The following is a 26,229-nucleotide window of genomic DNA, read 5'->3' as shown; positions in this document are numbered from 1 at the left end:
TACGGCAAGGCGACGTTGACGTGGTTTGAAGAGATTTTCGAAGAGTATTAATACTAGGAAAAGGACAGTTAGAATCTTCTGTGTTATACTAGAGATATGTTAGATTTGAAAGAATACGGTATCGTCATGTGGCCGGAGGAGAAGATTGTTTCTTTCCGTGAGAAACTTCTCGCTTGGTATGATGAAAATAAAAGAGATTTACCTTGGAGGAGAAGTAAAAATCCTTATCATATCTGGGTCTCAGAAATCATGCTCCAGCAGACTAGGGTGGATACGGTTATTCCTTATTACGAACGATTCTTGGACTGGTTTCCAACTGTAGAAAGTTTGGCTACTGCGCCTGAAGAGCGTTTGTTGAAGGCTTGGGAAGGTTTGGGTTATTATTCTCGAGTACGCAATATGCAGGCTGCAGCCCAGCAGATTATGACAGACTTTGGTGGTCAATTTCCAAATACCTATGAAGGAATTTCCAGCTTGAAAGGGATTGGTCCTTACACAGCAGGAGCGATTTCCAGTATTGCTTTTAACTTGCCCGAGCCAGCTGTAGATGGTAATGTTATGCGGGTTTTGGCGCGTCTGTTTGAAGTCAACCACGATATTGGGATTCCTAGCAATCGAAAGATTTTCCAAGCCATGATGGAAATCTTGATTGACCCAGAACGGCCAGGTGACTTTAATCAAGCCTTGATGGACTTAGGGTCTGATATTGAGGCTCCTGTAAGTCCTAGGCCAAAAGAAAGCCCAGTTAGGGACTTCAGTGCGGCATATCTGAATGGTACAATGGACCGTTATCCAATCAAGGCTCCCAAGAAAAAGCCTGTTTCAATTTATCTTAAAGCCTTGGTAGTCAAAAATACTCAGGGACAATTTTTACTTGAAAAAAATGAAAGTGAAAAGTTGTTGGCAGGCTTTTGGCATTTTCCCTTGATAGAAGTTGATAACTTTTCGCAAGAAGAGCAGTTTGATCTCTTTCATCAGGTTGCAGAAGAAAGTGTGAACTTTGGACCCAGTCCAGAAGAGAGTTTTCAGCAGGACTATGATTTAGAAGTTGATTGGCTTAATCTGCATTTTGACACTGTCAAGCATGTCTTTAGTCATCGCATGTGGCATATTCAAATTGTAGCAGGCCAGGTGAGTGACTTCCATGATTTTTCAGATAGGGAAGTTCGCTGGCTTTCACCAGAAGAGTTTAAAAATTACCCACTTGCTAAACCCCAACAAAAAATCTGGCAGGCCTATGCACAAGCCAACTTAGATAGTAGCAAAGACTAGCTATTATGTTTTCTTATTATTTTTTTGGTATAATAGTAGAGAAAAAGGTGAACAAATGAAAAAAATATTAATTGTAGATGATGAAAAACCAATCTCGGATATTATCAAGTTTAATATGACCAAGGAAGGTTACGAAGTTGTAACTGCTTTTAATGGTCGTGAAGCGTTAGAGAAATATGAAGCAGAGCAACCAGATATTATTATTCTGGATTTGATGCTTCCAGAAATTGATGGTTTAGAAGTTGCTAAGACTATTCGCAAGTCAAGTAGTGTGCCTATTATCATGCTGTCGGCTAAAGATAGCGAATTTGACAAGGTTATCGGTTTGGAACTTGGAGCAGATGACTATGTGACAAAACCTTTCTCAAATCGTGAACTGCAGGCGCGTGTTAAAGCTCTTCTTCGTCGCACGGACTTGGTTTCTGTAGATAACCAAGAATCTGATGAAAAGAAAATCCAACCCTTGAAAATTGGGGACTTGGAGATTGTGCCAGATGCCTATGTAGCTAAAAAATACGGTAAAGAACTAGACTTAACCCACCGTGAATTTGAGCTCTTGTACCACTTGGCTTCTCATATTGGTCAAGTGATTACGCGTGAACACTTGCTTGAAACTGTCTGGGGTTATGATTATTTTGGAGATGTTCGGACTGTTGACGTAACTATTAGACGTTTGCGTGAGAAGATTGAAGACACACCAAGTAGACCTGAATACATCCTAACTCGTCGTGGAGTAGGATATTATATGAGAAATAATGATTGAAGTAATTAGACAAACAATTTTGACGAGTGACTTTATCTTTATCCTCATCCTAATTGGCTTTATTTTGCTAGTGACTTTTCTTCTACTTGAGAGCCGTCGCGATAATATTCGCCTTAGACAATTAAATCAGAAGGTTAAAGACCTGATTGCAGGAGATTATTCTCAGGTATTGGATATGCAGGGAAGTTCTGAGATCACTAATATTACCAATAATCTCAATGATTTATCAGAAGTAATTCGCTTGACTCAAGAAAATCTGGAGCAAGAGAGTAAACGATTGCATAGTATCCTCTCATACATGACAGACGGAGTCCTTGCGACCAATCGTCGTGGTAAGATTACCATGATTAATGACATGGCAAAGAAGCAGCTAGGCGTTCAGAAAGAAGAGGTTCTCAATAAAAGTATTCTAGAATTACTTAAGATTGAGGATGAGTATGAACTTCGTGATTTGATTACCCAAGTTCCTGAGCTTATGATTGATTCTCAGGATGCTAATGGTGAATATCTGAGCCTTCGTGTACGTTTTGCCTTGGTTCGTCGTGAGTCTGGATTTATCTCAGGTTTGGTAGCTGTTTTGCATGATACGACGGAGCAGGAGAAGGAAGAGCGCGAACGGAGACTCTTTGTATCCAACGTTAGTCATGAATTACGGACTCCTCTAACTAGCGTAAAATCCTATCTTGAAGCCTTGGATGAGGGTGCCTTGTCAGAACCTGTCGCGCCAGATTTTATCAAGGTGTCTCTAAACGAAACCAACCGTATGATGAGAATGGTGACAGACCTTCTTCATCTTTCACGTATTGATAATGCAACCAGTCACCTAGATGTGGAATTAATCAATTTTACTGCCTTTATAACCTTTATCCTCAACCGTTTTGATAAGATGAGGGGATCAGATGAAGAGAAGAAATACGAATTGGTTAGAGATTATCCGATTACCTCCGTCTGGATTGAAATTGATACAGACAAGATGACACAGGTGATTGATAATATTCTTAATAATGCCATTAAGTATTCACCAGATGGTGGGAAAATCAAAGTGAGGATGAAGACGACTGATGATCAGATGATTTTGTCTATCTCCGACCAAGGTCTAGGGATTCCAAAGCAAGATTTGCCGAAGATTTTTGACCGTTTCTACCGAGTCGATCGTGCTAGAAGTCGTGCCCAAGGTGGAACTGGGCTAGGTCTAGCTATAGCCAAAGAAATTATCAAACAACACAATGGTTTTATTTGGGCCAAGAGTGAATATGGTAAGGGATCTACCTTTACCATTGTGCTCCCTTATGATAAGGATGCCGTGAAAGAAGAAGTTTGGGAGGACGAAATAGAAGAGTAGAATGTGTGAAACAGGTTTTAAATACAGTATTTTAGCGTCGGGTTCCAGTGGAAATTCCTTTTATTTGGAAACCCCAAAAAAGAAGCTTTTAGTGGATGCGGGCTTGTCTGGTAAGAAAATTACCAGCCTACTTGCTGAAATAAATCGCAAGCCAGAAGAGTTGGATGCCATCTTGATTACCCATGAGCATTCTGACCATATTCATGGAGTAGGTGTTTTAGCTCGCAAGTATGGTATGGATTTGTATGCCAATGAAAAGACCTGGCAGGCTATGGAAAATAGCAAGTATCTTGGCAAGGTGGATTCTTCGCAAAAGTATATCTTTGAAATGGGTAAAACCAAAACCTTTGGAGATATCGACATCGAGAGTTTTGGTGTTAGTCATGATGCGATTGCACCGCAGTTCTATCGCTTTATGAAGGATGATAAGAGTTTTGTTATGCTGACTGATACAGGTTATGTTAGTGACCGTATGGCAGGGATTGTCGAGAATGCAGATGGCTATCTTATCGAGTCCAATCATGATGTAGAGATTTTGCGAGCAGGTTCTTACGCTTGGCGACTCAAACAACGAATCCTATCAGATCTTGGTCACCTTTCTAACGAGGATGGTGCTGAAGCAATGATTCGGACGCTAGGAAATCGCACTAAGAAAATCTATCTTGGTCACTTGTCTAAGGAGAACAATATCAAGGAACTGGCTCATATGACCATGGTCAATCAGCTAGCTCAGGCTGATCTAGGAGTCGGAGTAGACTTTAAGATTTACGATACCTCACCAGATACCGCAACACCATTGACAGATATATAAAAAAGAAGGCGAGAGCCTTCTTTTTTATATCTTTTACAATCCAGCGAAATCTTTGATTTCTTGTGCTGACATTGAAGAGTCGCAACGAACATTGATTTGTCCATCTGCAATATGAACAAAGCCTGGTACAGTTGGGATTCCGTAGCGTGAGCGGAATTCTTGCAACTCATTGAGTTGGCTTGGTTCTTCACTGTTGATGAAGTAGATGTGAGCTTTAGTTTCAGCTACGACACCTGCCAAGGTACCAGCAAATTTACGGCAGTAAGGGCAAGTTTTACGACCGATAAAGAAGGTTGCAGTTTCTTTATTATCAAGAGCTTCTTGCGCACGCGCAACTGTAGTGACTTCAAGGTCTTTGATATTATCTAAAAATTGTTCCATGAGATTACCTCGCTTTCATTGATAAGTCTAGTATGCCATAAAGTTTCTAAAATTGCTTAGATTTGATACGAAAAAAAGATGAGATTTGTTGGTCTCATCTTTTATAGGACTTTATTTTACAAAAGCATTGATTTCTGCTTCGATATTAGCAATCTTAGCTTGTGATTCTTCGTTAGTTTTACCTACAACTGCAATGTAGAACTTGATTTTTGGTTCTGTACCTGAAGGGCGAACAGCAATCCATGAACCGTCAGCAAGTGTATATTTCAACACATCACTTGGAGGAGTTGTCAAGTTTGTAACAGTACCGTCAGCAGCAGTAGCAGTTTGAGCCTTGAAGTCTTCTACGACAGTGATAGCTGTTGTGTTCCATTCTTTTGGAGCATCGTTGCGGAATTTAGCCATAATCGATTTGATTTGTTCAGCACCATCCACACCAGAAAGGGTGACAGAGATAGTCTTTTCAGCGTAGTAGCCGTACTCTTTGTAGATTTCTTCGATACCGTCTGCAAGTGTTAAACCACGTGAACGGTAGTAGGCAGCAAGTTCAGCAACGACAAGGACGGCTTGGATAGCGTCTTTATCACGTACGAATGGTTTAATCAAGTAACCAAAGCTTTCTTCAAACCCCATCATGTAAGTGTGATTGTGTTTTTCTTCGAATTCTTGGATTTTTTCAGCGATAAATTTGAAACCAGTCAAGACGTTGAACATAGTTGCGCCGTAGCTTTCAGCAATCTTCGTTACCAAGTCAGTTGATACGATAGATTTGCAAAGAGCTGCGTTTTCTGGAAGAGTTCCAGCGTTTTTGTGGGCTTCCAAGATGTATTTAGCCATGATAGCACCGATTTGGTTACCTGAAAGGTTGAGGTAGCTACCATCTTTTTGAAGAACTTCAACACCAACACGGTCAGCATCAGGGTCAGTTGCGACAAGCACATCAGCGCCTACTTGACGACCAAGTTCTTCGGCAAGGGCAAAGGCTGCTTGGCTTTCTGGATTTGGAGATTTTACAGTTGAGAAGTCTGGGTCAGCAGTAGCTTGCGCTTCAACGACTTGAACAGAGTCAAATCCTGCTTGGGCAAGAGCACGACGAGCTAACATTTCACCAGTACCATGAAGTGGTGTATAGACAATTTTCATGTCTTTACCGAATTCTTCAATCAAGGCTGGGTTGATGTTCACATCTTTGACTTCTTTGAGGTATTCTACATCGACAGCTTCGCCGATAACTTCAATCAAGCCAGAAGCTTTTTCAGCTTCGACATCAGCAACTTCCACCGCAAAAGGGTTTTCGATTGCACGGATATAAGTAGTCAAAGCGTCCGCGTCGTGTGGAGGCATTTGTCCACCGTCTTCACCGTAAACTTTGTATCCGTTAAATGGAGCAGGGTTGTGGCTAGCAGTAATCATGATACCTGCGAAGCAGTTGAGGTGACGAACTGCAAATGAGAGTTCTGGAGTTGGACGAAGGCTTTCAAATACATAAGATTTGATACCATGTTTAGCAAGAACTGCAGCAGATTCAAAGGCAAACTCAGGTGAGAAGTGACGGCTATCGTAGGCGATTGCGACACCACGTTCTTTTTCGTTTTCACCTTTTGATTCAATCAAACGAGCCAATCCTTCAGTAGCTTGGCGAACAACGTAGATGTTAATACGGTTTGTACCAGCACCAATCAAGCCACGCATACCTGCAGTACCAAATTCAAGATTTGTATAGAAGGCATCTTCCTTTGTTTTTTCGTCCATATTTTCCAAATCTTGACGAAGGTAGTCAGGAAGCTCCGCAAAATCAACCCATTTCTGGTAATTTTCTTGGTAAGACATTGAAATTCTCCTTTTTGTAAATTGTTTTAACCGTTCACATTATAGCACTTTTTAGCCTTTTAGTAAAACGGTAGCATAATTTTCAGAAAAGTGGTGTCATATGCTGGTTTATCAAGTCTTGAATGCCTTAGGGAAACATGCTATACTGTTTGTATGATTATTTTACAAGCTAATAAAATTGAACGTTCTTTTGCTGGAGAGGTTCTTTTTGATAATATCAACCTACAAGTGGATGAAAGAGACCGCATTGCCCTCGTTGGAAAAAATGGTGCAGGAAAGTCTACTTTGCTCAAGATATTGGTTGGAGAAGAGGAGCCAACCACTGGTGAAATCAATAAGAAAAAAGATATTTCCCTCTCTTATCTCGCACAGGATAGCCGTTTTGAGTCTGAAAATACTATTTACGATGAAATGCTACATGTATTTGATGACTTGCGTCGTATCGAGAGACAACTTCGACAGATGGAGTTGAAAATGGGGGAAAAAACTGGTGAGGATTTGGATAAAGTGATGTCTGACTATGATCGCCTATCAGAAAATTTCCGTCAGGCTGGAGGATTTACCTATGAAGCCGATATTCGCTCTATCTTAAATGGATTCAAGTTTGACGAGTCCATGTGGCAGATGCGAATCGCTGAGCTTTCCGGTGGTCAAAATACTCGTTTAGCTCTAGCCAAAATGCTCCTTGAAAAGCCCAATCTCTTGGTCTTGGACGAGCCAACCAACCACTTGGATATTGAAACCATTGCCTGGCTAGAGAATTACTTGGTCAACTACAGTGGTGCCTTGATTATCGTCAGCCACGACCGTTATTTCCTCGATAAGGTTGCGACCATAACACTTGACTTAACCAAACATTCTTTAGATAGATATGTAGGAAATTACTCAAGTTTTGTGGAGCAGAAGGAGCAGAAGCTCGCAACTGAAGCCAAAAACTACGAAAAGCAGCAGAAGGAAATCGCAGCTCTGGAAGACTTTGTCAACCGCAATCTAGTCCGAGCTTCAACAACTAAACGTGCTCAATCTCGCCGAAAACAACTGGAAAAAATGGAACGTTTGGACAAGCCTGAAGCTGGGAAAAAGTCAGCTAATATGACCTTCCATTCTGATAGGGTATCTGGTAATGTTGTTTTGACAGTGGAGAATGCTGCTATTGGCTATGATGGGGAAATCTTATCAGAACCTATCAACCTTGACCTTCGTAAGATGAATGCTGTCGCTATTGTTGGTCCAAATGGTATTGGCAAGTCAACCTTTATCAAGTCTATTATGGACCAGATTCCTTTTATCAAGGGTGAGAAGCGCTTTGGCGCTAATGTTGAGGTTGGTTACTATGAACAGACTCAGAGCAAACTGACACCAAGTAATACAGTCTTAGACGAACTCTGGAATGATTTCAAGCTGACTCCTGAACTGGAAATCCGTAATCGTCTAGGTGCCTTCCTTTTCTCTGGTGATGATGTTAAGAAGTCAGTTGGCATGCTTTCAGGGGGCGAAAAAGCTCGTTTGCTTCTGGCTAAATTGTCCATGGAAAACAACAACATCTTGATCCTCGATGAACCGACCAACCACTTAGACATCGATAGTAAGGAAGTTCTGGAAAATGCCCTGATTGACTTTGATGGAACTCTTCTTTTTGTCAGTCACGACCGTTATTTCATCAACCGTGTAGCCACCCATGTATTGGAATTATCTGAGAATGGGTCAACCCTTTATCTAGGTGATTATGACTATTATGTTGATAAAAAAGCAGAGCTAGTAGCTAGTCAAGCGGAAGAAGCAGCAGCTGTTAGCCAAGAAAAAGAAACTTCTCTAGTTAATGACTATCAAGCTCAGAAAGAAAGTCAAAAAGAAGTTCGTAAGCTCATGCGACAAATCGAAAGTCTAGAAGCTGAAATTGAAGAGCTAGAAAGTCAAAGTCAAGCCATTTCTGAACAAATGTTGGAAACAAACGATGCCGTCGAACTGATGGAATTACAGGCTGAGCTGGACAAAATCAGCCATCGTCAAGAAGAAGCTATGCTAGAGTGGGAAGAATTATCGGAGCAGGTGTAAGATGGAACATCTTGGAAAAGTTTTTCGTGAATTTCGAATCAGTAAAAATTACTCTCTAAAAGAAGCTGCAGGAGAGGCCTGTTCGACCTCCCAATTATCTCGCTTTGAATTGGGAGAGTCTGATCTGGCTGCTTCACGTTTCTTTGAAATATTAGATAATATTCACGTGACGATTGAAAATTTTATGGATAAGGCCAGAAATTTTCAACATCATGAGCATGTCAGCTTGATGGCTCAGATTATTCCACTTTACTACTCAAATGATATTGCAGGTTTTCAAAAGCTTCAAATAGAACAACTTGAAAAGGCTAAGAGTTCAACTAATCCCCTCTATTTTGAGCTGAACTGGATTTTGCTACAAGGTCTGATTTGTCAAAGAGATGCTAGCTTTAGTATGAAGCAAAGTGCGTTGGATAAGGTGGCAGATTATCTTTTCCAAACAGATGAATGGACCATGTATGAGTTGATCCTCTTTGGCAATCTCTATAGCTTTTATGATGTGGACTATGTTGCTCGACTTGGTAGAGAAGTGATGGAGAGGGAAGAATTTTATCAAGAAATTGGTCGCCATAGAAAACTGGTCTTGATTTTAGCCCTTAATTGTTACCAGCATTGTTTAGAGCATCTTTCTTTTGAAAATGCAAGCTATTTTGAGACTTATACAGAGAAGATTATTGGTAAAGGGATCAAACTATATGAGCGTAATATTTTCCATTATCTAAAAGGCTTTTCCTTGTACCAAAAAGGACAGTGTAAAGAAGGCTGTAAGCAGATGAAAGAGGCCATGCATATTTTTGACCTACTAGGTCTTCCAGAGCAAGTAGCCTACTATCAGGAACACTACGAGAAATTTGTCAAAGATTAATTTTCCCAAATATGGGAAAAATGAGAAACTCCTCCAAGTTTTGATACAATAGTTTCAAAATTTGAGAGGAGTTTTTATGAATCGATACGCAGTACAGTTAATTAGTCGTGGAGCTATAAACAAGATAGGAAATATGCTCTATGATTATGGAAATAGTGTCTGGTTGGCTTCCATGGGGACTATCGGACAGACAGTTTTAGGAATGTATCAGATTTCTGAACTCGTCACATCCATTCTGATCAATCCCTTTGGTGGAGTTATTTCAGACCGTTTTTCTCGTCGTAAGATTTTAATGACGACGGACCTTGTTTGTGGGATTCTTTGTCTGGCTATTTCTTTCATAAGGAATGACAGCTGGATGATTGGCGCTTTGATTTTTGCCAATATTGTTCAGGCAGTTGCCTTTGCATTTTCTCGAACTACCAATAAAGCTATTATAACTGAGGTTGTTGAGAAAGATGAGATAGTGATCTATAACTCTCGTTTGGCGCTAGTTTTGCAGGTTGTTGGTGTTAGTTCTCCTGTGCTTTCTTTCCTTGTTTTACAATTTGCAAGTCTTCATATGACGCTCTTACTAGATGCTCTGACTTTTTTCATTGCTTTTGCACTAGTTGCTTTACTTCCAAAAGAAGAACCAAAGATTCAAGAGCAGAAGAGTTTCACCGGGAAAGATATTTTTGCGGATATCAAAGATGGCTTGCACTATATCAGGCATCAAAAAGAAATTTTCTTTCTCTTGTTAGTGGCTTCCAGTGTGAATTTCTTTTTTGCGGCCTTTGAATTTCTACTCCCTTTTTCAAATAAACTCTATGAGGTAGACGGAGCTTATGCGACTGTCTTAACCATGGGTGCAATTGGCTCAATCATAGGAGCATTGATTGCAAATAAATTTAAATCGAGTATGAATACACTCTTGTTCTTATTGATCCTCACAGGAGTAGGAGTTTTCATGATGGGCTTACCACTGCCTAATTTTCTTACTTTTTCAGGAAACCTAGTTTGTGAATTATTTATGACAATTTTTAATATTCACTTCTTTACTCAGGTACAAACCAAGGTTGATGGAGACTATCTGGGAAGGGTATTGAGTACTATTTTTACACTGGCAATTCTTTTTATGCCGATTGCAAAAGGTTTGATGACCTTTCTACCAAGTGTTCATCTTTATTCTTTCTTGATTATAGGACTTGGAGTTGTCGCCTTATCTTTCTTAGCTCTAGGCTATGTTCGAACTCATTTCGAAAAAGAGACATGAGTCTGCTTGGACTTCAAAAATAATTCCAAGCAAAGTGTTTTTTCAGCCCTTCTCGTTTGTGAGGAGGGCTTAGTTTATGGTAAAATAGTTTTATGAATAAAAGAATGAATGAGTTGGTCGCCTTACTCAATCGCTATGCGACTGAGTACTATACCAGCGATAATCCCTCGGTTTCAGACAGTGAGTACGATCGCCTTTACCGAGAGTTGGTTGAGCTAGAAACTGCCTACCCAGATCAAGTGCTAGCAGATAGTCCGACCCATCGTGTCGGTGGCAAGGTCTTAGATGGTTTTGAAAAATACAGTCATCAGTATCCTCTTTATAGTTTGCAGGATGCTTTTTCACGTGAGGAGCTTGAAGCTTTTGATGCGCGTGTTCGTAAGGAAGTAGCTCATCCAACCTATATTTGTGAGCTGAAAATCGATGGCTTATCTATCTCGCTGACTTATGAAAAGGGGATTCTAGTTGCAGGTGCAACACGTGGAGACGGTTCTGTTGGGGAGAATATCACGGAAAACCTCAAGCGTGTTAAGGACATTCCTTTAACTTTACCAGAAGAACTAGATATCACAGTTCGTGGGGAATGTTATATGCCACGCGCTTCTTTTGACCAGATTAACCAAGCTCGCCAAGAAAATGGAGAGCCTGAATTTGCCAATCCTCGTAATGCGGCGGCAGGCACCCTGCGACAGTTGGATACAGCAGTAGTTTCCAAGCGCAATCTTGCAACCTTTCTCTATCAGGAAGCCAGCCCTTCAACTCGAGATAGTCAAGAAAAAGTTTTGACGCACCTTGAACAACTAGGATTTGTGGTTAATCCAAAGCGAATCTTGGCCGAAAACATTGATGAAATCTGGGATTTTATTCAAGAAGTAGGACAGGAACGGGAAAATCTGTCTTACGATATTGATGGAGTTGTCATCAAGGTCAATGACCTAGCAAGCCAAGAAGCACTTGGTTTTACCGTTAAGGCACCAAAGTGGGCAGTGGCTTACAAGTTCCCAGCTGAAGAAAAAGAAGCTCAACTCTTATCAGTTGATTGGACAGTTGGCCGTACGGGTGTTGTAACCCCAACAGCAAATCTAACCCCTGTTCAGCTAGCTGGGACAACCGTTAGCCGTGCGACCCTACACAATGTGGATTATATTGCTGAAAAAGATATCCGCAAAGACGACACGGTTATCGTCTATAAGGCTGGGGACATCATACCAGCTGTTTTACGAGTGGTAGAATCCAAACGGATTTCTGAAGAGAAACTAGATATCCCGACAAACTGTCCAAGTTGTGATTCCGACCTATTGCACTTTGAAGATGAAGTGGCTCTGCGTTGTATCAATCCGCGTTGTCCTGCCCAAATCATGGAAGGCTTGATTCACTTTGCTTCTCGTGATGCTATGAATATTACAGGCCTTGGTCCATCTATTGTTGAGAAGCTTTTTGCTGCCAATCTAGTCGAGGATGTGGCAGATATTTACCGTTTGAAAGAAGACGATTTCCTCCTTTTAGAAGGTGTTAAGGAAAAGTCTGCTTCTAAACTGTATCAGGCCATCCAAGCATCAAAGGAAAATTCTGCCGAGAAACTCTTGTTTGGTTTGGGCATTCGCCATGTCGGAAGCAAGGCCAGTCAGCTCTTACTTCAACATTTCCACTCGATTGAAAATCTGGCTCAGGCAGATCCAGAGGAAGTGGCTAGTATTGAAAATCTGGGTGGTGTGATTGCCAAGAGTCTTCAGACTTATTTTGCTACAGAAGGCTCTGAAATTCTCCTCAGAGAATTGAAAGAAGCTAGGGTCAATCTGGACTATAAAGGTCAGACTGTAGTAGCAGATGCAGCCTTGTCTGGTTTGACCGTTGTATTGACTGGCAAATTGGAACGGCTCAAACGCTCAGAAGCTAAAAGTAAACTCGAAAGTCTGGGTGCTAAAGTGACAGGCAGTGTTTCTAAAAAGACTGACCTCGTCGTTGCAGGAGCAGATGCTGGAAGTAAACTTCAAAAAGCACAAGAACTTGGTATCGAGGTTCGAGATGAAGCTTGGTTAGAAGGTTTGTAATCATCGTTTAAAAATAGAGTTTAGATAATATGACTATGTTTGTTAATTGAGACGAGATTGACAAAAATTATTAATGAAATAGAAACAAATCAAGAAGTAAGAAGGAAAAAAATGTATAACTATCCCATGCGCGTTCATTACCATCGTAAGAATGGAGAATACGACACTTGCTCTTTTGTAAAAAGTCAGGACCAGCGAATTGATTTTCTGACTTATAAAGAAGATTATTTTGGCGCCTTATTTAGCTTTGAACACCCAAGTTCTCATGCCTTAGAAAGCTTGAATTTTGTGGTTCACACAGGCCAAACCAGTAAAGAATACACTATTCGTTTTAATCACTATCCTCTTTTAACGGAGGTCTGGATTTTGGAAGGAGATGACAGAATTTATTACTCTGAAAATCCTGCTATTGCAAGTCCTTTCTACAAAAATCAAAATCCTTTTGCCTTTGATAAGGCCATTAACAGTGCTAGTTTTGACCATCATTGGGGTTACCAAGGGGAACTAGGTTGCCGTGTAGAGGACAATGAGGCCCATTTTGCCCTTTGGGCTCCTACAGCGACAGAAGTTCAGGTTGTCGTTTATGAATCTGCTGCTAACGATGCTCCTATTTGGAAGACTTTTGAGATGGAGAGAGGTAATAGCTACTCTTATAATCATAAAGACAATACAATCGGTGTCTGGAGTTTGGATGTTGAGGAAGATTTGACTGGCAAAGCTTATCAGTATCAAGTCCAATTCCCTCATCACCAAACACTGACACGCGACCCATACACAATTGCGACCAGCCCTGACGGCAAACGTTCTGCCATTCTGAGCTTTGAAGAAAAGCAAGTTGAAAACTTTGAGGTCAAGCACGGTTCAGATGCTACTTGGCGTTTGGCAAATCCATGTAAGGCAGTTATTTGTGAAATGCATATTCGTGATTTGACCAAATCACCAACCTCAGGTGTAGATGAACATCTTAGAGGAACTTTCTTAGGTGCTGCTCAGACTGGAACAGTTAACCAGTACGGTCAGTCAACTGCTTTCGATTACATCAAGAAGCTGGGCTACAATTATGTTCAGTTGCAACCAATTGCAGATCGTCATAAAGAATATGATGCGGACGGCAATGTAACCTACAATTGGGGTTATGATCCACAAAACTATAATGCACCAGAAACGAGCCTCTCAACAAATCCAGATGATCCAGCTCAGGTCATTCGAGATTTGAAGACCATGGTTCAAGCTTATCACGATGCAGGTATTGGTGTCATTGTGGATGTGGTTTATAATCATACTTTCTCAGTTGTTGATGCACCTTTCCAAACAACAGTCCCTGATTACTATTATCGTATGAATCTAGACGGTACCTTCCAAAATGGAACGGGTGTTGGAAATGAAACAGCCAGCGAACACGAAATGTTCCGCAAGTATATGATTGATTCCCTACTATACTGGGTGCAGGAATACAATATTGACGGCTTCCGTTTTGACTTGATGGGGATTCATGATGTCAAGACCATGCAGATGATTCGTCAAAGTTTGGATGAAATTGACGCCAACATTATCCTTTATGGAGAAGGATGGGATATGGGAACAGGTCTTGCGCCTTATGATAAGGCTAACAAGGACAATGCCTACCAGATGCCAAATATTGGTTTCTTTAATGATAATCAGCGTGATGCTGTCAAAGGCGGAGAAGTTTACGGTGCGATCAAGTCAGGTTTTGTTAGTGGTGCTGCGACAGAGCCAATTCTTGCCAAAGCAATCCTAGGAAGTAGTGAATTAGGTACCTATACACATCCAAATCAAGTGCTAAACTATGTAGAGGCCCATGACAATTACAATCTTCACGATTTGTTGGCAACCCTACATCCAGACCAAAGTTCTGAGCAAATCATGCGCAAGGTCGAAACCGCCACAGCCATGAATTTGCTCATGCAAGGGATGGCCTTTATGGAAATTGGTCAAGAATTTGGTCGTACCAAACTGGTTGCGACTGGTGAAAATGGTGAGCTGACCCATGATGATAGAGAACGTGCTATGAATAGCTATAATGCTCCAGATAGTGTGAATCAAGTCAACTGGGACTTGCTGAATGAGCGGCAAGACAGTATTGACTTTATCCGTCAGATGATTCGATTGAAGACCGAAACCAGTGCTTTTTCTTATACTACTTATGATGATATTTACCATCATATCTTTGTTCATTCAGCTCACGAGCATAGTGGTTGGCTTGTCTATGAAATTCATGGAGAAGAACATCTATTGGTTGTTTTTAATGCAAAAGAGCAGGACTTCCAGTTTGAAAATGCTGGAAATCTAGAACTGTTGGTGACCAATAGCCATTTAGCTGATACAGACATGGTTAGTGGTGTTAGTGCCAGCGTCTTCAAAGTTTTGTAGAAAAGATTTACAATTTAAATTCATTTGCAGTACTGTATCTCTTAAAACAATAAAATCAGGAAATTTATTTCCTGGTTTATTTTTTGCTCTAAATTATATTTTTATTAGCAAAATGACGAACTTTATGGTAGTATTGTAAAAAAACATTTTGTTTTCGTAATCTGTTTGAAAATTTCTTGATTTACAAGTGAACACGTCAGTGAATTTGTTGAAGACTTTCAAAAGAATTTTTTGCAAATTCTGTAATTTACTTGAATCTTCCCTAAAAAGGTAGTATAATAAATCTATAGAAAACGCTTACAGAAATAGGAGGGTGTATGGATAAGAAAAGAGCTTTGGAAACCTTTATGACAGGTGAAAATTTTCACCTCCAGCACTATCTGGGGGCTCATAAGGATGAAAAAAATGGTGAGTACGGCTACACTTTTCGTGTGTGGGCACCCAATGCTCAGGCTGTTCACTTAGTAGGGGATTTCACCAATTGGGTTGAAAATCAAATTCCGATGGAACGGAATGAATTTGGAGTCTGGAAAGTCTTTACCAGTCTTGCTCAAGAAGGCCAAATTTATAAATACCATATCACACGTGCAAATGGTCATCAGCTGATGAAGATTGATCCTTTGGCTTTACGGTATGAGGCAAGACCTGGGACTGGTGCTATTTTAACAGAAATTCCAGAGAAAAAATGGAAGGATGGCCTCTGGCTAGCCCGTAGAAAGCGCTTGAGCTTTGAAGAGCGTCCTGTCAATATTTATGAAGTCCATGCTGGGTCATGGAAGAGAAATCCTGATGGCAGCCCTTTTAGTTTTTCTCAATTGAAAGACGAACTCATTCCTTACTTGGTTGAAATGAACTATACTCACATTGAGTTTATGCCTTTGATGTCACACCCACTAGGTTTGAGTTGGGGTTATCAGCTTATGGGTTACTTTGCTCTAGAGCATGCCTATGGTCGCCCTGAAGAGTTTCAAGATTTTGTTGAGGAATGTCACTTAAACAATATCGGCGTTATTGTAGACTGGGTACCTGGTCATTTCACCATTAATGATGATGCCTTGGCCTATTATGATGGAACTCCGACTTTTGAGTACCAAGACCATAATAAAGCTCATAACTACGGTTGGGGAGCACTCAATTTTGACCTTGGAAAGAATGAAGTCCAGTCCTTCTTGATTTCTAGTATTAAGTTTTGGATTGACTTTTATCATCTTGATGGTATTCGCGTGGATGCAGTGAGCAACATGCTCTATCTTGACTACGATGATGCTCCATGGACACCTAATAAAGATGGCGGAAATCTCAACTACGAGGGATATCATTTCCTTCAACGCTTGAATGATGTCATTAAACAAGCTCATCCAGACGTTATGATGATAGCTGAGGAAAGTTCATCCGCTACTCAGATTACTGACACTAAGGATTCAGATGGTCTAGGATTTGACTACAAATGGAATATGGGCTGGATGAATGATATCCTCCGATTCTACGAAGAAGATCCGATTTATCGTAAACACGACTTTAACCTAGTAACTTTCAGCTTTATGTATGTCTTCAAGGAGAATTATCTCTTACCATTCTCACACGATGAAGTAGTTCACGGCAAGAAGAGTATGATGCACAAGATGTGGGGGGACCGTTATAATCAATTCGCTGGTTTGAGAAACCTCTACACCTATCAAATTTGTCACCCAGGTAAAAAATTGCTCTTTATGGGTAGTGAATATGGTCAATTTTTAGAATGGAAATCTGAAGAACAGTTGGAATGGTCTAACCTAGAAGATCCAATGAATGCTAAGATGAAGTATTTCACTTCTCAGCTAAACCAGTTTTACAAAGATCACCGCTGTCTGTGGGAAATTGATAACAGCTATGATGGTATTGAAATCATCGATGCGGATAATCGAGACCAGAGTGTTCTGTCCTTCATCCGTAAGGGAAAAAAGGGCGATATGTTAGTCTGTGTTTTTAATATGGCACCTGTTGAACGAAAAGATTTTACAATCGGACTTCCTGTTGCAGGGATTTACGAAGAAATCTGGAATACTGAGTTAGAAGAGTGGGGTGGTGTCTGGAAAGAACACAATCAAACTGTTCAAACGCAAGAAGGACTATGGAAAGATTATGGGCAGACCTTAACCTTTACCCTACCAGCTATGGGAGCAAGTATATGGAAAATCAAACGCCGCTTGAAATCTGCAAAAACTGTCACAAGTAAAAACCAAAAAGGAGTAGAAAATGAAGAATGAAATGTTAGCTTTGATTCTTGCTGGTGGGCAAGGAACTCGTCTCGGTAAACTCACTCAAAGCATTGCAAAACCAGCTGTGCAATTTGGTGGGCGCTATCGTATCATTGACTTTGCTCTTTCAAACTGTGCCAACTCAGGCATCAGCAATGTTGGAGTCATTACACAGTACCAACCACTTGCTCTCAACAACCATATTGGGAATGGTTCAAGCTGGGGACTAGACGGTATCAATTCTGGTGTCTCTATTCTTCAACCTTATTCTGCAAGTGAAGGGAATCGTTGGTTTGAAGGGACTAGTCACGCTATTTACCAAAATATCGACTATATCGACAGTGTTAATCCTGAGTATGTCTTGATTCTGTCTGGGGACCATATCTACAAAATGGACTATGATGATATGCTCCAGTCTCACAAGGATAATAATGCCAGCTTGACAGTAGCAGTTCTTGATGTTCCTTTGAAAGAAGCTAGTCGTTTTGGGATCATGAATACAGATGCAAACAATCGTATTGTAGAATTTGAAGAGAAACCAGCTCAACCTAAATCTACTAAAGCATCTATGGGGATTTACATCTTTGATTGGCAACGTCTCCGCAATATGTTGGTTGCTGCTGAAAAGAGCAATGTCGATATGTCAGACTTCGGTAAAAATGTCATTCCAAATTACCTTGAGTCAGGTGAAAGTGTCTATGCATACGAATTTAATGGTTATTGGAAGGACGTCGGTACGATTGAATCGCTTTGGGAAGCTAACATGGAATATATTTCACCAGAAAATGCCTTGGATAGCCGTAACCGTCAATGGAAGATTTACTCAAGAAACTTAATTTCACCACCAAACTTCCTTGGGGCAAATGCTGATGTGGAAGATTCATTAGTTGTAGACGGATGTTTCGTTGATGGAACTGTTAAACATTCAATCCTTTCAACAGGTGCGCAAGTTCGTGAAGGGGCAGAAGTTGTTGATTCAGTTATCATGAGTGGTGCTATTATTGGACACGGAGCTAAAATTAAACGTGCGATTATCGGAGAAGGTGCTATTATTGCAGATGGTGTCGAAATTGATGGAACAGAAGAAGTACAAGTTGTAGGATATGATGAAGTAGTGGGGGTAGCAACAGATGAAGATTGATAAATATTCTGCCATTTTAGGAAACACAGTTGGTTTTCATGATATGTCAACACTGACAGACCACCGTCCAGTAGCTAGTTTGCCATTTGGTGGCAAATATCGCTTGATTGACTTCCCACTTTCAAGTCTTGCTAATGCAGGTGTCCGTAGTATCTTTGGTATTTTCCAACAAGACAATATCAGTTCAGTCTTTGACCATATCCGTTCTGGACGTGAGTGGGGATTGTCAACTCTTCTTAGCCACTACTATCTAGGTATTTACAATACCCGTGTGGAAAGTAGTACAGTTGGAAAAGAATACTACCAACAGCTTCTTACATATTTGAAACGTTCTGGCTCAAACCAAACAGTTTCACTCAACTGTGATGTTTTGATTAATATTGATTTGAACCAAGTTTTCCATCTACATAGTACAACAAAAGGGCCTATCACTGTCGTTTATAAAAAACTACCTAAAAAATATATTTCAGAAGTAAATGCAATCTTAGAAGTGGATGAAACAGACCATGTCCGTTCACATAAACTCTTTGATAGCAAATCTGCAGATGAAGTTTACAATATGTCCACAGATATTTTTGTTGTTGATACGCCATGGTTGATTGAACGCTTAGAAGAAGAAGCTAAGAAAGAACATCCAGAGAAATTGCGCTATGTTTTACGAGATTTGGCTGCAAAAGAAGGCGCTTTTGCCTACGAGTACACAGGATACCTAGCCAACATTCATTCTGTAGAGTCATATTATCAAGCGAATATTGATATGCTTGAATCACAAAAATTCTACTCTCTCTTCTCACCAAATCAAAAGATTTATACAAAGGTCAAAAACGAAGAGCCAACTTATTATGCCAATACATCTAAGGTAAGCACTTCTCAGTTTGCCTCTGGTAGTATTATTGAAGGTCAAGTGGCTAATTCTGTTCTATCTCGTAATATTCATATCCATAAGGATAGCTTGGTTAAAGATAGCATCTTGTTCCCTCGTGTTGCTATTGGAGAAGGTGCTCAGGTAGAGTATGCGATCTTGGACAAGGGTGTTGAAGTTGCGGATGGAGTTGTGATCCGTGGAACTGCAGAACAACCAGTCGTCGTTAAGAAAGGTGCTAAAGTAACAGAGGATATTCATTCATGAAAATTTTATTTGTAGCAGCTGAGGGTGCACCCTTTTCAAAAACAGGTGGTTTGGGAGACGTTATTGGCGCTCTTCCCAAATCACTGGTAAAAGCGGGGCACGAAGTTGCAGTAATTTTACCCTACTATGACATGGTAGAGGCTAAATTTGGAAATCAGATTGAAGATGTTCTTCATTTTGAGGTGAGTGTTGGTTGGCGCAGACAGTATTGTGGAATTAAGAAAACAGTGTTAAATGGTGTAACCTTCTACTTTATTGACAACCAATATTATTTCTTCCGTGGGCATGTTTACGGTGATTTTGATGACGGAGAACGCTTTGCCTTTTTCCAACTGGCTGCCATTGAGGCTATGGAAAGGATTGACTTTATTCCTGATCTTCTTCATGTTCATGACTATCATACAGCAATGATTCCTTTCTTGTTAAAGGAAAAATATCGTTGGATTCAAGCCTATGAGGGCATTAAAACAGTTTTAACCATTCACAATTTGGAATTCCAAGGACAATTCTCAGAAGGAATGTTGGGTGATTTGTTTGGAGTCGGCTTTGAACGTTATGCAGATGGGACCCTTCGCTGGAACAACTGTCTGAACTGGATGAAGGCTGGAATTCTTTACGCAGACCGTGTGTCAACCGTTTCGCCTAGCTATGCTCATGAAATTATGACTAGTCAGTTCGGATGTAACTTAGATCAGATTCTTCGAATGGAGTCTGGTAAAGTTTCTGGTATCGTGAATGGGATTGATGCTGACCTTTATAATCCTCAGACGGATGCTCTTCTAGACTATCATTTTAATCAGGAAGATTTGTCTGGCAAAGCCCAAAATAAGGCAAAATTACAAGAGAGAGTTGGTTTGCCAATTCGAGCTGATGTTCCTCTGGTGGGAATTGTTTCTCGTTTGACACGTCAAAAAGGTTTTGATGTGGTGGTCGAAAGTCTCCACCATATCTTGCAAGAAGATGTTCAGATTGTTCTTTTGGGAACTGGCGATCCAGCCTTTGAAGGAACTTTCTCATGGTTTGCTCAGATTTACCCAGACAAGCTATCAGCAAATATCACTTTTGATGTCAAACTAGCTCAAGAAATCTACGCTGCTTGTGATCTCTTCCTCATGCCAAGTCGTTTTGAACCGTGTGGCTTGTCTCAAATGATGGCTATGCGTTACGGTACTTTGCCATTGGTTCATGAAGTTGGTGGCTTACGAGATACCGTTCGCGCTTTCAATCCAATTGAAGGAAGCGGTACTGGCTTTAGCTTTGACAACCTATCTCCTTACTGGTTAAATTGGACTTTCCAAACAGCATTGGACTTGTATAGAAACCATCCTGATGTTTGGAGAAATCTACAAAAACAAGCTATGGAGTGTGATTTCTCATGGGATACAGCCTGCAAGTCATACCTTGACTTGTACTATAGTTTGGTTAATTAATAGATAAAATCGTATGATGACTTCATACGATTTTTGGGCTGTTTAGAGAGGAGAACTGATGTCTCAAGTAAAAGGCTTGTGTGTTATGGATGTCGATGGGACCTTAATCCTAGAAGAAGTGATTGATTTGTTGGGAAGAGAAGTAGGTCGTGAGGAGGAAATTTCGCAGATTACAAGTCGGGCAATGAGAGGAGAGTTGAACTTTGAAAGTAGTTTAAGAAAAAGAGTGTCCTTGTTGGAAGGTCTTCCTGTTTCGGTCTTTGATAAAGTTTTTAAGTCTATTCATCTAACGCCAAATGCACAGAAATTTATCTCTATTCTCCAAAAGAATGGCATTCTAGTTGGTCTGGTGTCCGGTGGTTTTACACCAATAGTTGAAAGATTAGCAAAATCTCTTGGCATTGCCTATTTTTCTGCTAACCAACTTGAAGTCAAAGATGGCTTTATAACAGGGAAATTGATTGGACAAATTATAAATCCTGAGGTCAAAAAAGATATTTTAGAACAATGGAGAAAGGAACTCAAAGTCCCTAAAGAAAGAACACTTGCAATCGGTGATGGAGCCAATGATCTATTAATGTTAAAATCAGCAGGACTAGGAATTGCTTTTTGTGCCAAAGAAGTGCTGAAAAAAGAAATACCACATCATGTTGACAAGAGGGATTTTTTTGAAGTTCTTTCTTTGATTGACTGTTTAGAACGAGGGAAAATATGAAGATTGTAATTGCGCCAGATTCGTTTAAAGAAAGCTTGACCGCAGAGCAGGTTGCTGAAGCTATTAAAAGAGGCTTCCAACAATCGATAGCGGATGTAGAATGTCTCCTCTGCCCTGTTGGTGATGGTGGAGAAGGCACTGTAGATGCTATCCGACACTCTCTTGATCTTGAAGAAAAATGGATTCAAGTGACAGGACCTTTTGGTCAAAAAGAAGCCATGCGCTATTTTCAAAAAAGGGAACTGGCACTATTTGAAGTTGCTGATTTGGTCGGCCTTGGAAAAATACCGCTAGAGAAACGAGTGCTACTTCAAATCCAAACTTGTGGTATTGGAGAATTGATTCGCCACCTCATTAGTCAAGAGATTAAAGAAATCTATATTGGCGTTGGTGGTACGGCTAGTAATGATGGAGGACTGGGGATTGCTGCTGGTTTAGGTTATCAATTTCATGATAGGAATGGAAATGTCTTGCCCGCTTGCGGTCAGTCCTTACTAAATTTAGCTTCTGTTTCAACAGAAAATCGTTATGAAATTCCTGAAGGTGTTCAAATTCATATTTTAGCAGATGTCGATAGTCTCTTATGCGGTCCTCAAGGTTCGACTTATATTTTTGGCAAACAAAAAGGCCTAGATCCGACTATGTTTGCAGATGTCGATCAAGCAATCCAAGACTTTTATGAAAAAATCTCACCTGCAACATTGAAAATTAAAGGAGCAGGAGCTGGTGGAGGCCTTGCTGGTGGTTTGTGTGCCTTTGCTTCGGCTGAGATTGTGTCTGGAATAGATACCTGCTTGGACCTAATCAACTTTGATAAGAAAGTTTTACATGCTGACTTGGTTGTTGTAGGAGAAGGAAGGCTAGATCGTCAAAGTTTAGCAGGTAAAGCGCCTATCGGTGTTGCAAAAAGAACCCCTGTCGGAGTTCCTGTCATTGCTATCTGTGGTAGTCTTGCTGAAGATTTACCTCCCCTACCATTTGAAAATATCCAAGCCGCCTTTTCTATTTTAGAGAAAAGTGAACCTTTAGAAGATAGTTTAAAAAATGCCGGTCTTTATTTGGAACACATAGCCGCCAATATTGGACATTTATTAAATATGCGCAAGATTTAGCCAAACCATTTCTTCCACAAGGATGTTTTGGCTGGTTCTTCCTTTTTACCTTCCCAAAGTTTTGCAAAAGCAAGTCGAAGATCCTTTTCTTCTACTTGAACTGGTGTATTAGTGTGGATAATCAGGCCAAAAGGAGAAGAAGTATGCTCTTCAGATACAATGGTAGCTTGACTATCAGTTTCTTTAGCTTCTTTTAAGTAGAAAACTTGCTTATCGAATTCGATAGTTGGTGAAATCTTCACAAATAGTGGCTCTGCTTTTTCCTGAAGGTTTTCTAAAATAGATAAAAATCCTTTTTCTAGTTGAGGGCTATTTGCTGTGTCGATATCTGCATATCCAAGAACTCTTTCCTCAAAGGTACCAAGATAGCGTCTTTGCTCATCCGGATTTAATTTTGGCCCACCATGAGCTTTTTCAAGTAATTGTTTTGATAAATCTGTCATGAAAACAGTATATCATAAAAGTTAGAATAAAACAGGTAAAAGAAAGCGATTACTTTATAAAGTTAAGGAAAATTTGCACAAAGATAACGTTTTTTCTTGAAAAAGAAGGGTTTTTGATGTATCATAGAGGTGTAAAATAATTTAACTCAAAGGAGAGTAAAAAATGTCAATTATTACTGATGTTTACGCTCGCGAAGTCCTAGACTCACGCGGTAACCCAACACTTGAAGTAGAAGTTTACACTGAATCAGGTGCTTTCGGACGTGGTATGGTTCCATCAGGAGCTTCTACTGGTGAACACGAAGCAGTTGAACTTCGCGACGGTGACAAATCTCGTTACGGTGGTCTTGGTACACAAAAAGCTGTTGACAACGTAAACAACATCATTGCTGAAGCAATCATCGGCTACGATGTACGTGATCAACAAGCTATCGACCGTGCTATGATCGCACTTGACGGTACTCCTAACAAAGGTAAATTGGGTGCGAACGCAATTCTTGGTGTGTCTATCGCTGTAGCTCGTGCTGCTGCTGACTATCTTGAAATCCCACTTTACAGCTACCTTGGTGGATTCAACACTAAAGTTCTTCCAACTCCAATGATGAACATCATCAACGGTGGTTCTCACTCAGACGCTCCAATCGCTTTCCAAGAATTCATGATCGTACCTGCTGGTGCACCAACATTCAAAGAAGCTCTTCGTTGGGGTGCTGAAATCTTCCACGCACTTAAGAAAATCCTTAAAGGCCGTGGTCTTGAAACAGCTGTAGGTGACGAAGGTGGATTTGCTCCTCGTTTTGAAGGAACTGAAGACGGTGTTGAAACTATCCTTGCTGCGATTGAAGCTGCTGGTTACGTTCCAGGTAAAGACGTATTTATCGGATTTGACTGTGCCTCATCAGAATTCTACGATAAAGAACGTAAAGTTTACGACTACACTAAATTTGAAGGTCAAGGCGCTGCTATTCGTACATCTGCAGAACAAATCGACTATCTTGAAGAATTGGTTAACAAATACCCAATCATCACTATCGAAGATGGTATGGATGAAAACGACTGGGATGGTTGGAAAGCTCTTACTGAACGTCTTGGTAAGAAAGTACAACTTGTTGGTGATGACTTCTTCGTAACAAACACTGACTACCTTGCACGTGGTATCAAAGAAGGTGCTGCTAACTCAATCCTTATCAAAGTTAACCAAATCGGTACTCTTACTGAAACTTTTGAAGCTATCGAAATGGCTAAAGAAGCTGGTTATACTGCCGTTGTATCACACCGTTCAGGTGAAACTGAAGATTCAACAATCGCTGACATCGCAGTTGCAACTAACGCAGGACAAATCAAGACTGGTTCACTTTCACGTACAGACCGTATCGCTAAATACAACCAATTGCTTCGCATCGAAGACCAACTTGGTGAAGTAGCTGAATACCGTGGATTGAAATCATTCTACAACCTTAAGAAATAAAATAGTTCAGTGAACTATTTTATCCCGAACCTTGAAACTCAAAAGTTCGGCCGTTGATTTAACAACGTTTCTAGCCCCTCGGGTTTTATCCGATGGGCTATTTTTGTATTTAGGGGGCAAAAAGGGGACAAAACTTTTTAAAAATGTCAGTTAATACAAATACGACTCAGCTAATATAATTGAAAATGATGGAAAAAAGGGTGAATTTATGATATACTTTAACGTAGGACCTTTTTAGAAATTTTGAAAGAGTATAAAAAATTTAAAATGAGAAAAATTGTTATCAATGGTGGCTTACCTCTGCGAGGTGAGATTACCATTAGTGGCGCAAAAAATAGTGTAGTAGCTTTGATTCCGGCTATTATTTTAGCAGATGATATTGTAACTTTGGATTGTGTACCAGATATTTCTGATGTTTCTAGTCTTGTCGAAATCATAGAGTTAATGGGGGCTACCGTTAAGCGTTATGATGATGTATTAGAGATTGATCCACGAGGTGTTCAAAATATTCCAATGCCCTATGGGATAATCAATAGTCTTCGTGCATCTTATTATTTTTACGGAAGTCTTTTAGGTCGCTTTGGTGAAGCCACTGTTGGTTTGCCTGGTGGATGTGATTTGGGACCACGTCCTATCGACTTACATCTAAAGGCTTTTGAAGCTATGGGAGCCACTGTTAGCTACGAGGGTGATAACATGAAGTTATCTGCTAAAGATACAGGACTTCACGGTGCAAGTATCTACATGGATACGGTTAGTGTGGGTGCGACGATTAATACGATGATTGCTGCGGTTAAAGCAAAGGGGCGTACCATTATTGAAAATGCAGCCCGTGAACCTGAGATTATTGATGTAGCTACTCTCTTGAATAATATGGGTGCCCATATCCGTGGGGCAGGAACTAATATTATCATTATTGATGGTGTTGAGAGACTACATGGAACGCGTCATCAGGTGATTCCAGACCGTATTGAAGCGGGAACATATATTTCCTTAGCTGCTGCAGTTGGTAAAGGAATTCGTATCAATAATGTACTTTACGAACACTTAGAAGGTTTCATTGCCAAGTTGGAAGAAATGGGAGTTCGAATGACTGTATCTGAAGACAGCATTTTTGTCGAGGAACAGTCTAATTTAAAAGCAATCAATATCAAAACAGCTCCTTATCCGGGTTTTGCTACTGACTTGCAACAACCAATTACTCCTCTCTTGTTAACAGCGGAAGGGCGTGGTACCATTATTGATACCATTTATGAAAAACGTATAAATCATGTTTTTGAACTAGCAAAGATGGATGCGGATATTACGACTACAAACGACCATATCTTATATACCGGTGGACGTAGTTTACGTGGTGCAAATGTAAAAGCTACTGATCTTAGAGCCGGGGCTGCACTTGTCATTGCTGGTTTGATGGCTGAAGGTAAAACTGAAATTACAAATATTGAGTTTATCTTACGTGGTTATTCAGATATTATTGAAAAATTACGTAATCTAGGAGCGGATATTACACTTGTTGAAGAATAAACCGTAGAGGT

At 40.3% G+C, this 26,229-nt stretch carries 20 protein-coding genes; 17 read left to right on the top strand and 3 right to left on the bottom strand.

Annotation, left to right across the window (positions count from 1 at the left end):
* The first annotated feature begins 96 nt into the window (after window positions 1–96).
* The 4 genes from mutY to UKS_RS05800 are packed head-to-tail and all read left to right on the top strand — an operon-like array spanning window position 97 to window position 4,188.
* A complete protein-coding gene (mutY, locus tag UKS_RS05815) occupies window positions 97–1,272 on the top strand; it encodes an A/G-specific adenine glycosylase (RefSeq protein ID WP_156012162.1) in 1,176 nt (391 codons plus the stop codon).
* Between the two features lie 55 nt (window positions 1,273–1,327).
* The gene (gene yycF / locus UKS_RS05810; RefSeq protein WP_049497334.1) at window positions 1,328–2,035 is read left to right on the top strand and encodes a response regulator YycF; all 708 of its coding nucleotides are present in this window, start codon (window positions 1,328–1,330) and stop codon (window positions 2,033–2,035) included.
* Complete coding sequence (gene vicK / locus UKS_RS05805; protein ID WP_156012161.1) at window positions 2,028–3,377, top strand: cell wall metabolism sensor histidine kinase VicK; 1,350 nt, start codon at window positions 2,028–2,030, stop codon at window positions 3,375–3,377. The genes yycF and vicK overlap by 8 nt, the downstream gene beginning before the upstream one ends.
* Before the next feature lies 1 nt (window position 3,378).
* The gene (locus UKS_RS05800; RefSeq protein WP_156012160.1) at window positions 3,379–4,188 is read left to right on the top strand and encodes an MBL fold metallo-hydrolase; all 810 of its coding nucleotides are present in this window, start codon (window positions 3,379–3,381) and stop codon (window positions 4,186–4,188) included.
* A 33-nt stretch (window positions 4,189–4,221) separates the two neighbouring features.
* Here the strand turns inward: UKS_RS05800 and UKS_RS05795 are convergent, their stop codons facing one another.
* Window positions 4,222–4,569: a thioredoxin gene (locus tag UKS_RS05795; protein WP_156012159.1), complete on the bottom strand. Its 348-nt coding sequence runs from the start codon at window positions 4,567–4,569 to the stop codon at window positions 4,222–4,224.
* A gap of 111 nt (window positions 4,570–4,680) precedes the next feature.
* Window positions 4,681–6,399 carry a phospho-sugar mutase gene (locus UKS_RS05790; RefSeq protein WP_156012158.1) on the bottom strand — a complete coding sequence of 573 codons (1,719 nt, stop codon included), beginning with the start codon at window positions 6,397–6,399 and terminating at the stop codon, window positions 4,681–4,683.
* 153 nt (window positions 6,400–6,552) lie between these two features.
* On the opposite strand from UKS_RS05790, the gene UKS_RS05785 reads away from it, so the two are divergent.
* From UKS_RS05785 to UKS_RS05735, 11 genes are all read left to right on the top strand, one after another.
* Window positions 6,553–8,454: an ABC-F family ATP-binding cassette domain-containing protein gene (locus UKS_RS05785; protein ID WP_156012157.1), complete on the top strand. Its 1,902-nt coding sequence runs from the start codon at window positions 6,553–6,555 to the stop codon at window positions 8,452–8,454.
* A 1-nt stretch (window position 8,455) separates the two neighbouring features.
* Window positions 8,456–9,319, top strand: a complete 864-nt coding sequence (locus tag UKS_RS05780; RefSeq protein WP_156012156.1) for an XRE/MutR family transcriptional regulator — start codon at window positions 8,456–8,458, stop codon at window positions 9,317–9,319.
* Between the two features lie 76 nt (window positions 9,320–9,395).
* Window positions 9,396–10,574 carry an MFS transporter gene (locus UKS_RS05775; protein WP_049497347.1) on the top strand — a complete coding sequence of 393 codons (1,179 nt, stop codon included), beginning with the start codon at window positions 9,396–9,398 and terminating at the stop codon, window positions 10,572–10,574.
* A 92-nt stretch (window positions 10,575–10,666) separates the two neighbouring features.
* Complete coding sequence (gene ligA / locus UKS_RS05770; protein WP_156012155.1) at window positions 10,667–12,625, top strand: NAD-dependent DNA ligase LigA; 1,959 nt, start codon at window positions 10,667–10,669, stop codon at window positions 12,623–12,625.
* Window positions 12,626–12,736: 111 nt separating this feature from the next.
* A complete protein-coding gene (gene pulA, locus UKS_RS05765) occupies window positions 12,737–15,016 on the top strand; it encodes a type I pullulanase (protein ID WP_156012154.1) in 2,280 nt (759 codons plus the stop codon).
* A gap of 317 nt (window positions 15,017–15,333) precedes the next feature.
* Entirely contained in the window at window positions 15,334–17,262 is a 1,929-nt protein-coding gene (gene glgB, locus UKS_RS05760; protein WP_156012153.1) for a 1,4-alpha-glucan branching protein GlgB, read from the top strand.
* Window positions 17,252–18,394, top strand: a complete 1,143-nt coding sequence (locus UKS_RS05755; protein ID WP_156012152.1) for a glucose-1-phosphate adenylyltransferase — start codon at window positions 17,252–17,254, stop codon at window positions 18,392–18,394. The genes glgB and UKS_RS05755 overlap by 11 nt, the downstream gene beginning before the upstream one ends.
* Window positions 18,384–19,523, top strand: coding sequence for a glucose-1-phosphate adenylyltransferase subunit GlgD (gene glgD, locus UKS_RS05750; protein WP_156012151.1), 1,140 nt, complete (start codon window positions 18,384–18,386; stop codon window positions 19,521–19,523). The genes UKS_RS05755 and glgD overlap by 11 nt, the downstream gene beginning before the upstream one ends.
* The gene (gene glgA, locus UKS_RS05745; protein WP_156012150.1) at window positions 19,520–20,953 is read left to right on the top strand and encodes a glycogen synthase GlgA; all 1,434 of its coding nucleotides are present in this window, start codon (window positions 19,520–19,522) and stop codon (window positions 20,951–20,953) included. Before glgD ends, glgA begins: the two co-directional genes overlap by 4 nt.
* Before the next feature lie 58 nt (window positions 20,954–21,011).
* Window positions 21,012–21,668 (top strand): phosphoserine phosphatase SerB, encoded by a 657-nt coding sequence (gene serB, locus UKS_RS05740; protein ID WP_156012149.1) that lies wholly within the window; start codon window positions 21,012–21,014, stop codon window positions 21,666–21,668.
* Entirely contained in the window at window positions 21,665–22,780 is a 1,116-nt protein-coding gene (locus UKS_RS05735; protein ID WP_156012148.1) for a glycerate kinase, read from the top strand. Before serB ends, UKS_RS05735 begins: the two co-directional genes overlap by 4 nt.
* Here the strand turns inward: UKS_RS05735 and UKS_RS05730 are convergent.
* Window positions 22,777–23,223: a DUF1694 domain-containing protein gene (locus tag UKS_RS05730; RefSeq protein WP_156012147.1), complete on the bottom strand. Its 447-nt coding sequence runs from the start codon at window positions 23,221–23,223 to the stop codon at window positions 22,777–22,779. The genes UKS_RS05735 and UKS_RS05730 overlap by 4 nt on opposite strands.
* A 163-nt stretch (window positions 23,224–23,386) precedes the next feature.
* Between UKS_RS05730 and eno the strand changes: the two genes are divergently transcribed.
* Both eno and UKS_RS05720 read left to right on the top strand, forming a co-directional pair.
* Window positions 23,387–24,691, top strand: coding sequence for a surface-displayed alpha-enolase (gene eno, locus UKS_RS05725; RefSeq protein ID WP_156012146.1), 1,305 nt, complete (start codon window positions 23,387–23,389; stop codon window positions 24,689–24,691).
* 267 nt (window positions 24,692–24,958) lie between these two features.
* Window positions 24,959–26,218: a UDP-N-acetylglucosamine 1-carboxyvinyltransferase gene (locus tag UKS_RS05720; RefSeq protein WP_156012145.1), complete on the top strand. Its 1,260-nt coding sequence runs from the start codon at window positions 24,959–24,961 to the stop codon at window positions 26,216–26,218.
* Window positions 26,219–26,229 lie beyond the last annotated feature (11 nt).

This window comes from Streptococcus sp. 116-D4 (assembly GCF_009731465.1).
GTDB lineage: Bacteria > Bacillota > Bacilli > Lactobacillales > Streptococcaceae > Streptococcus > Streptococcus pseudopneumoniae_E.
Note: the sequence above shows the minus strand (reverse complement) of the source record. Positions and strands in the feature narration are given on the sequence as shown.

What these genes read in the sequence shown, in the direction of transcription:
- mutY (WP_156012162.1), top strand. Translation starts at nt 97, where the DNA reads ATGTTAGATTTGAAAGAATACGGTATCGTCATGTGGCCGGAGGAGAAG.
- yycF (WP_049497334.1), top strand. Translation starts at nt 1,328, where the DNA reads ATGAAAAAAATATTAATTGTAGATGATGAAAAACCAATCTCGGATATT.
- vicK (WP_156012161.1), top strand. Translation starts at nt 2,028, where the DNA reads ATGATTGAAGTAATTAGACAAACAATTTTGACGAGTGACTTTATCTTT.
- UKS_RS05800 (WP_156012160.1), top strand. Translation starts at nt 3,379, where the DNA reads ATGTGTGAAACAGGTTTTAAATACAGTATTTTAGCGTCGGGTTCCAGT.
- UKS_RS05795 (WP_156012159.1), bottom strand. Translation starts at nt 4,569, where the DNA reads ATGGAACAATTTTTAGATAATATCAAAGACCTTGAAGTCACTACAGTT.
- UKS_RS05790 (WP_156012158.1), bottom strand. Translation starts at nt 6,399, where the DNA reads ATGTCTTACCAAGAAAATTACCAGAAATGGGTTGATTTTGCGGAGCTT.
- UKS_RS05785 (WP_156012157.1), top strand. Translation starts at nt 6,553, where the DNA reads ATGATTATTTTACAAGCTAATAAAATTGAACGTTCTTTTGCTGGAGAG.
- UKS_RS05780 (WP_156012156.1), top strand. Translation starts at nt 8,456, where the DNA reads ATGGAACATCTTGGAAAAGTTTTTCGTGAATTTCGAATCAGTAAAAAT.
- UKS_RS05775 (WP_049497347.1), top strand. Translation starts at nt 9,396, where the DNA reads ATGAATCGATACGCAGTACAGTTAATTAGTCGTGGAGCTATAAACAAG.
- ligA (WP_156012155.1), top strand. Translation starts at nt 10,667, where the DNA reads ATGAATAAAAGAATGAATGAGTTGGTCGCCTTACTCAATCGCTATGCG.
- pulA (WP_156012154.1), top strand. Translation starts at nt 12,737, where the DNA reads ATGTATAACTATCCCATGCGCGTTCATTACCATCGTAAGAATGGAGAA.
- glgB (WP_156012153.1), top strand. Translation starts at nt 15,334, where the DNA reads ATGGATAAGAAAAGAGCTTTGGAAACCTTTATGACAGGTGAAAATTTT.
- UKS_RS05755 (WP_156012152.1), top strand. Translation starts at nt 17,252, where the DNA reads ATGAAGAATGAAATGTTAGCTTTGATTCTTGCTGGTGGGCAAGGAACT.
- glgD (WP_156012151.1), top strand. Translation starts at nt 18,384, where the DNA reads ATGAAGATTGATAAATATTCTGCCATTTTAGGAAACACAGTTGGTTTT.
- glgA (WP_156012150.1), top strand. Translation starts at nt 19,520, where the DNA reads ATGAAAATTTTATTTGTAGCAGCTGAGGGTGCACCCTTTTCAAAAACA.
- serB (WP_156012149.1), top strand. Translation starts at nt 21,012, where the DNA reads ATGTCTCAAGTAAAAGGCTTGTGTGTTATGGATGTCGATGGGACCTTA.
- UKS_RS05735 (WP_156012148.1), top strand. Translation starts at nt 21,665, where the DNA reads ATGAAGATTGTAATTGCGCCAGATTCGTTTAAAGAAAGCTTGACCGCA.
- UKS_RS05730 (WP_156012147.1), bottom strand. Translation starts at nt 23,223, where the DNA reads ATGACAGATTTATCAAAACAATTACTTGAAAAAGCTCATGGTGGGCCA.
- eno (WP_156012146.1), top strand. Translation starts at nt 23,387, where the DNA reads ATGTCAATTATTACTGATGTTTACGCTCGCGAAGTCCTAGACTCACGC.
- UKS_RS05720 (WP_156012145.1), top strand. Translation starts at nt 24,959, where the DNA reads ATGAGAAAAATTGTTATCAATGGTGGCTTACCTCTGCGAGGTGAGATT.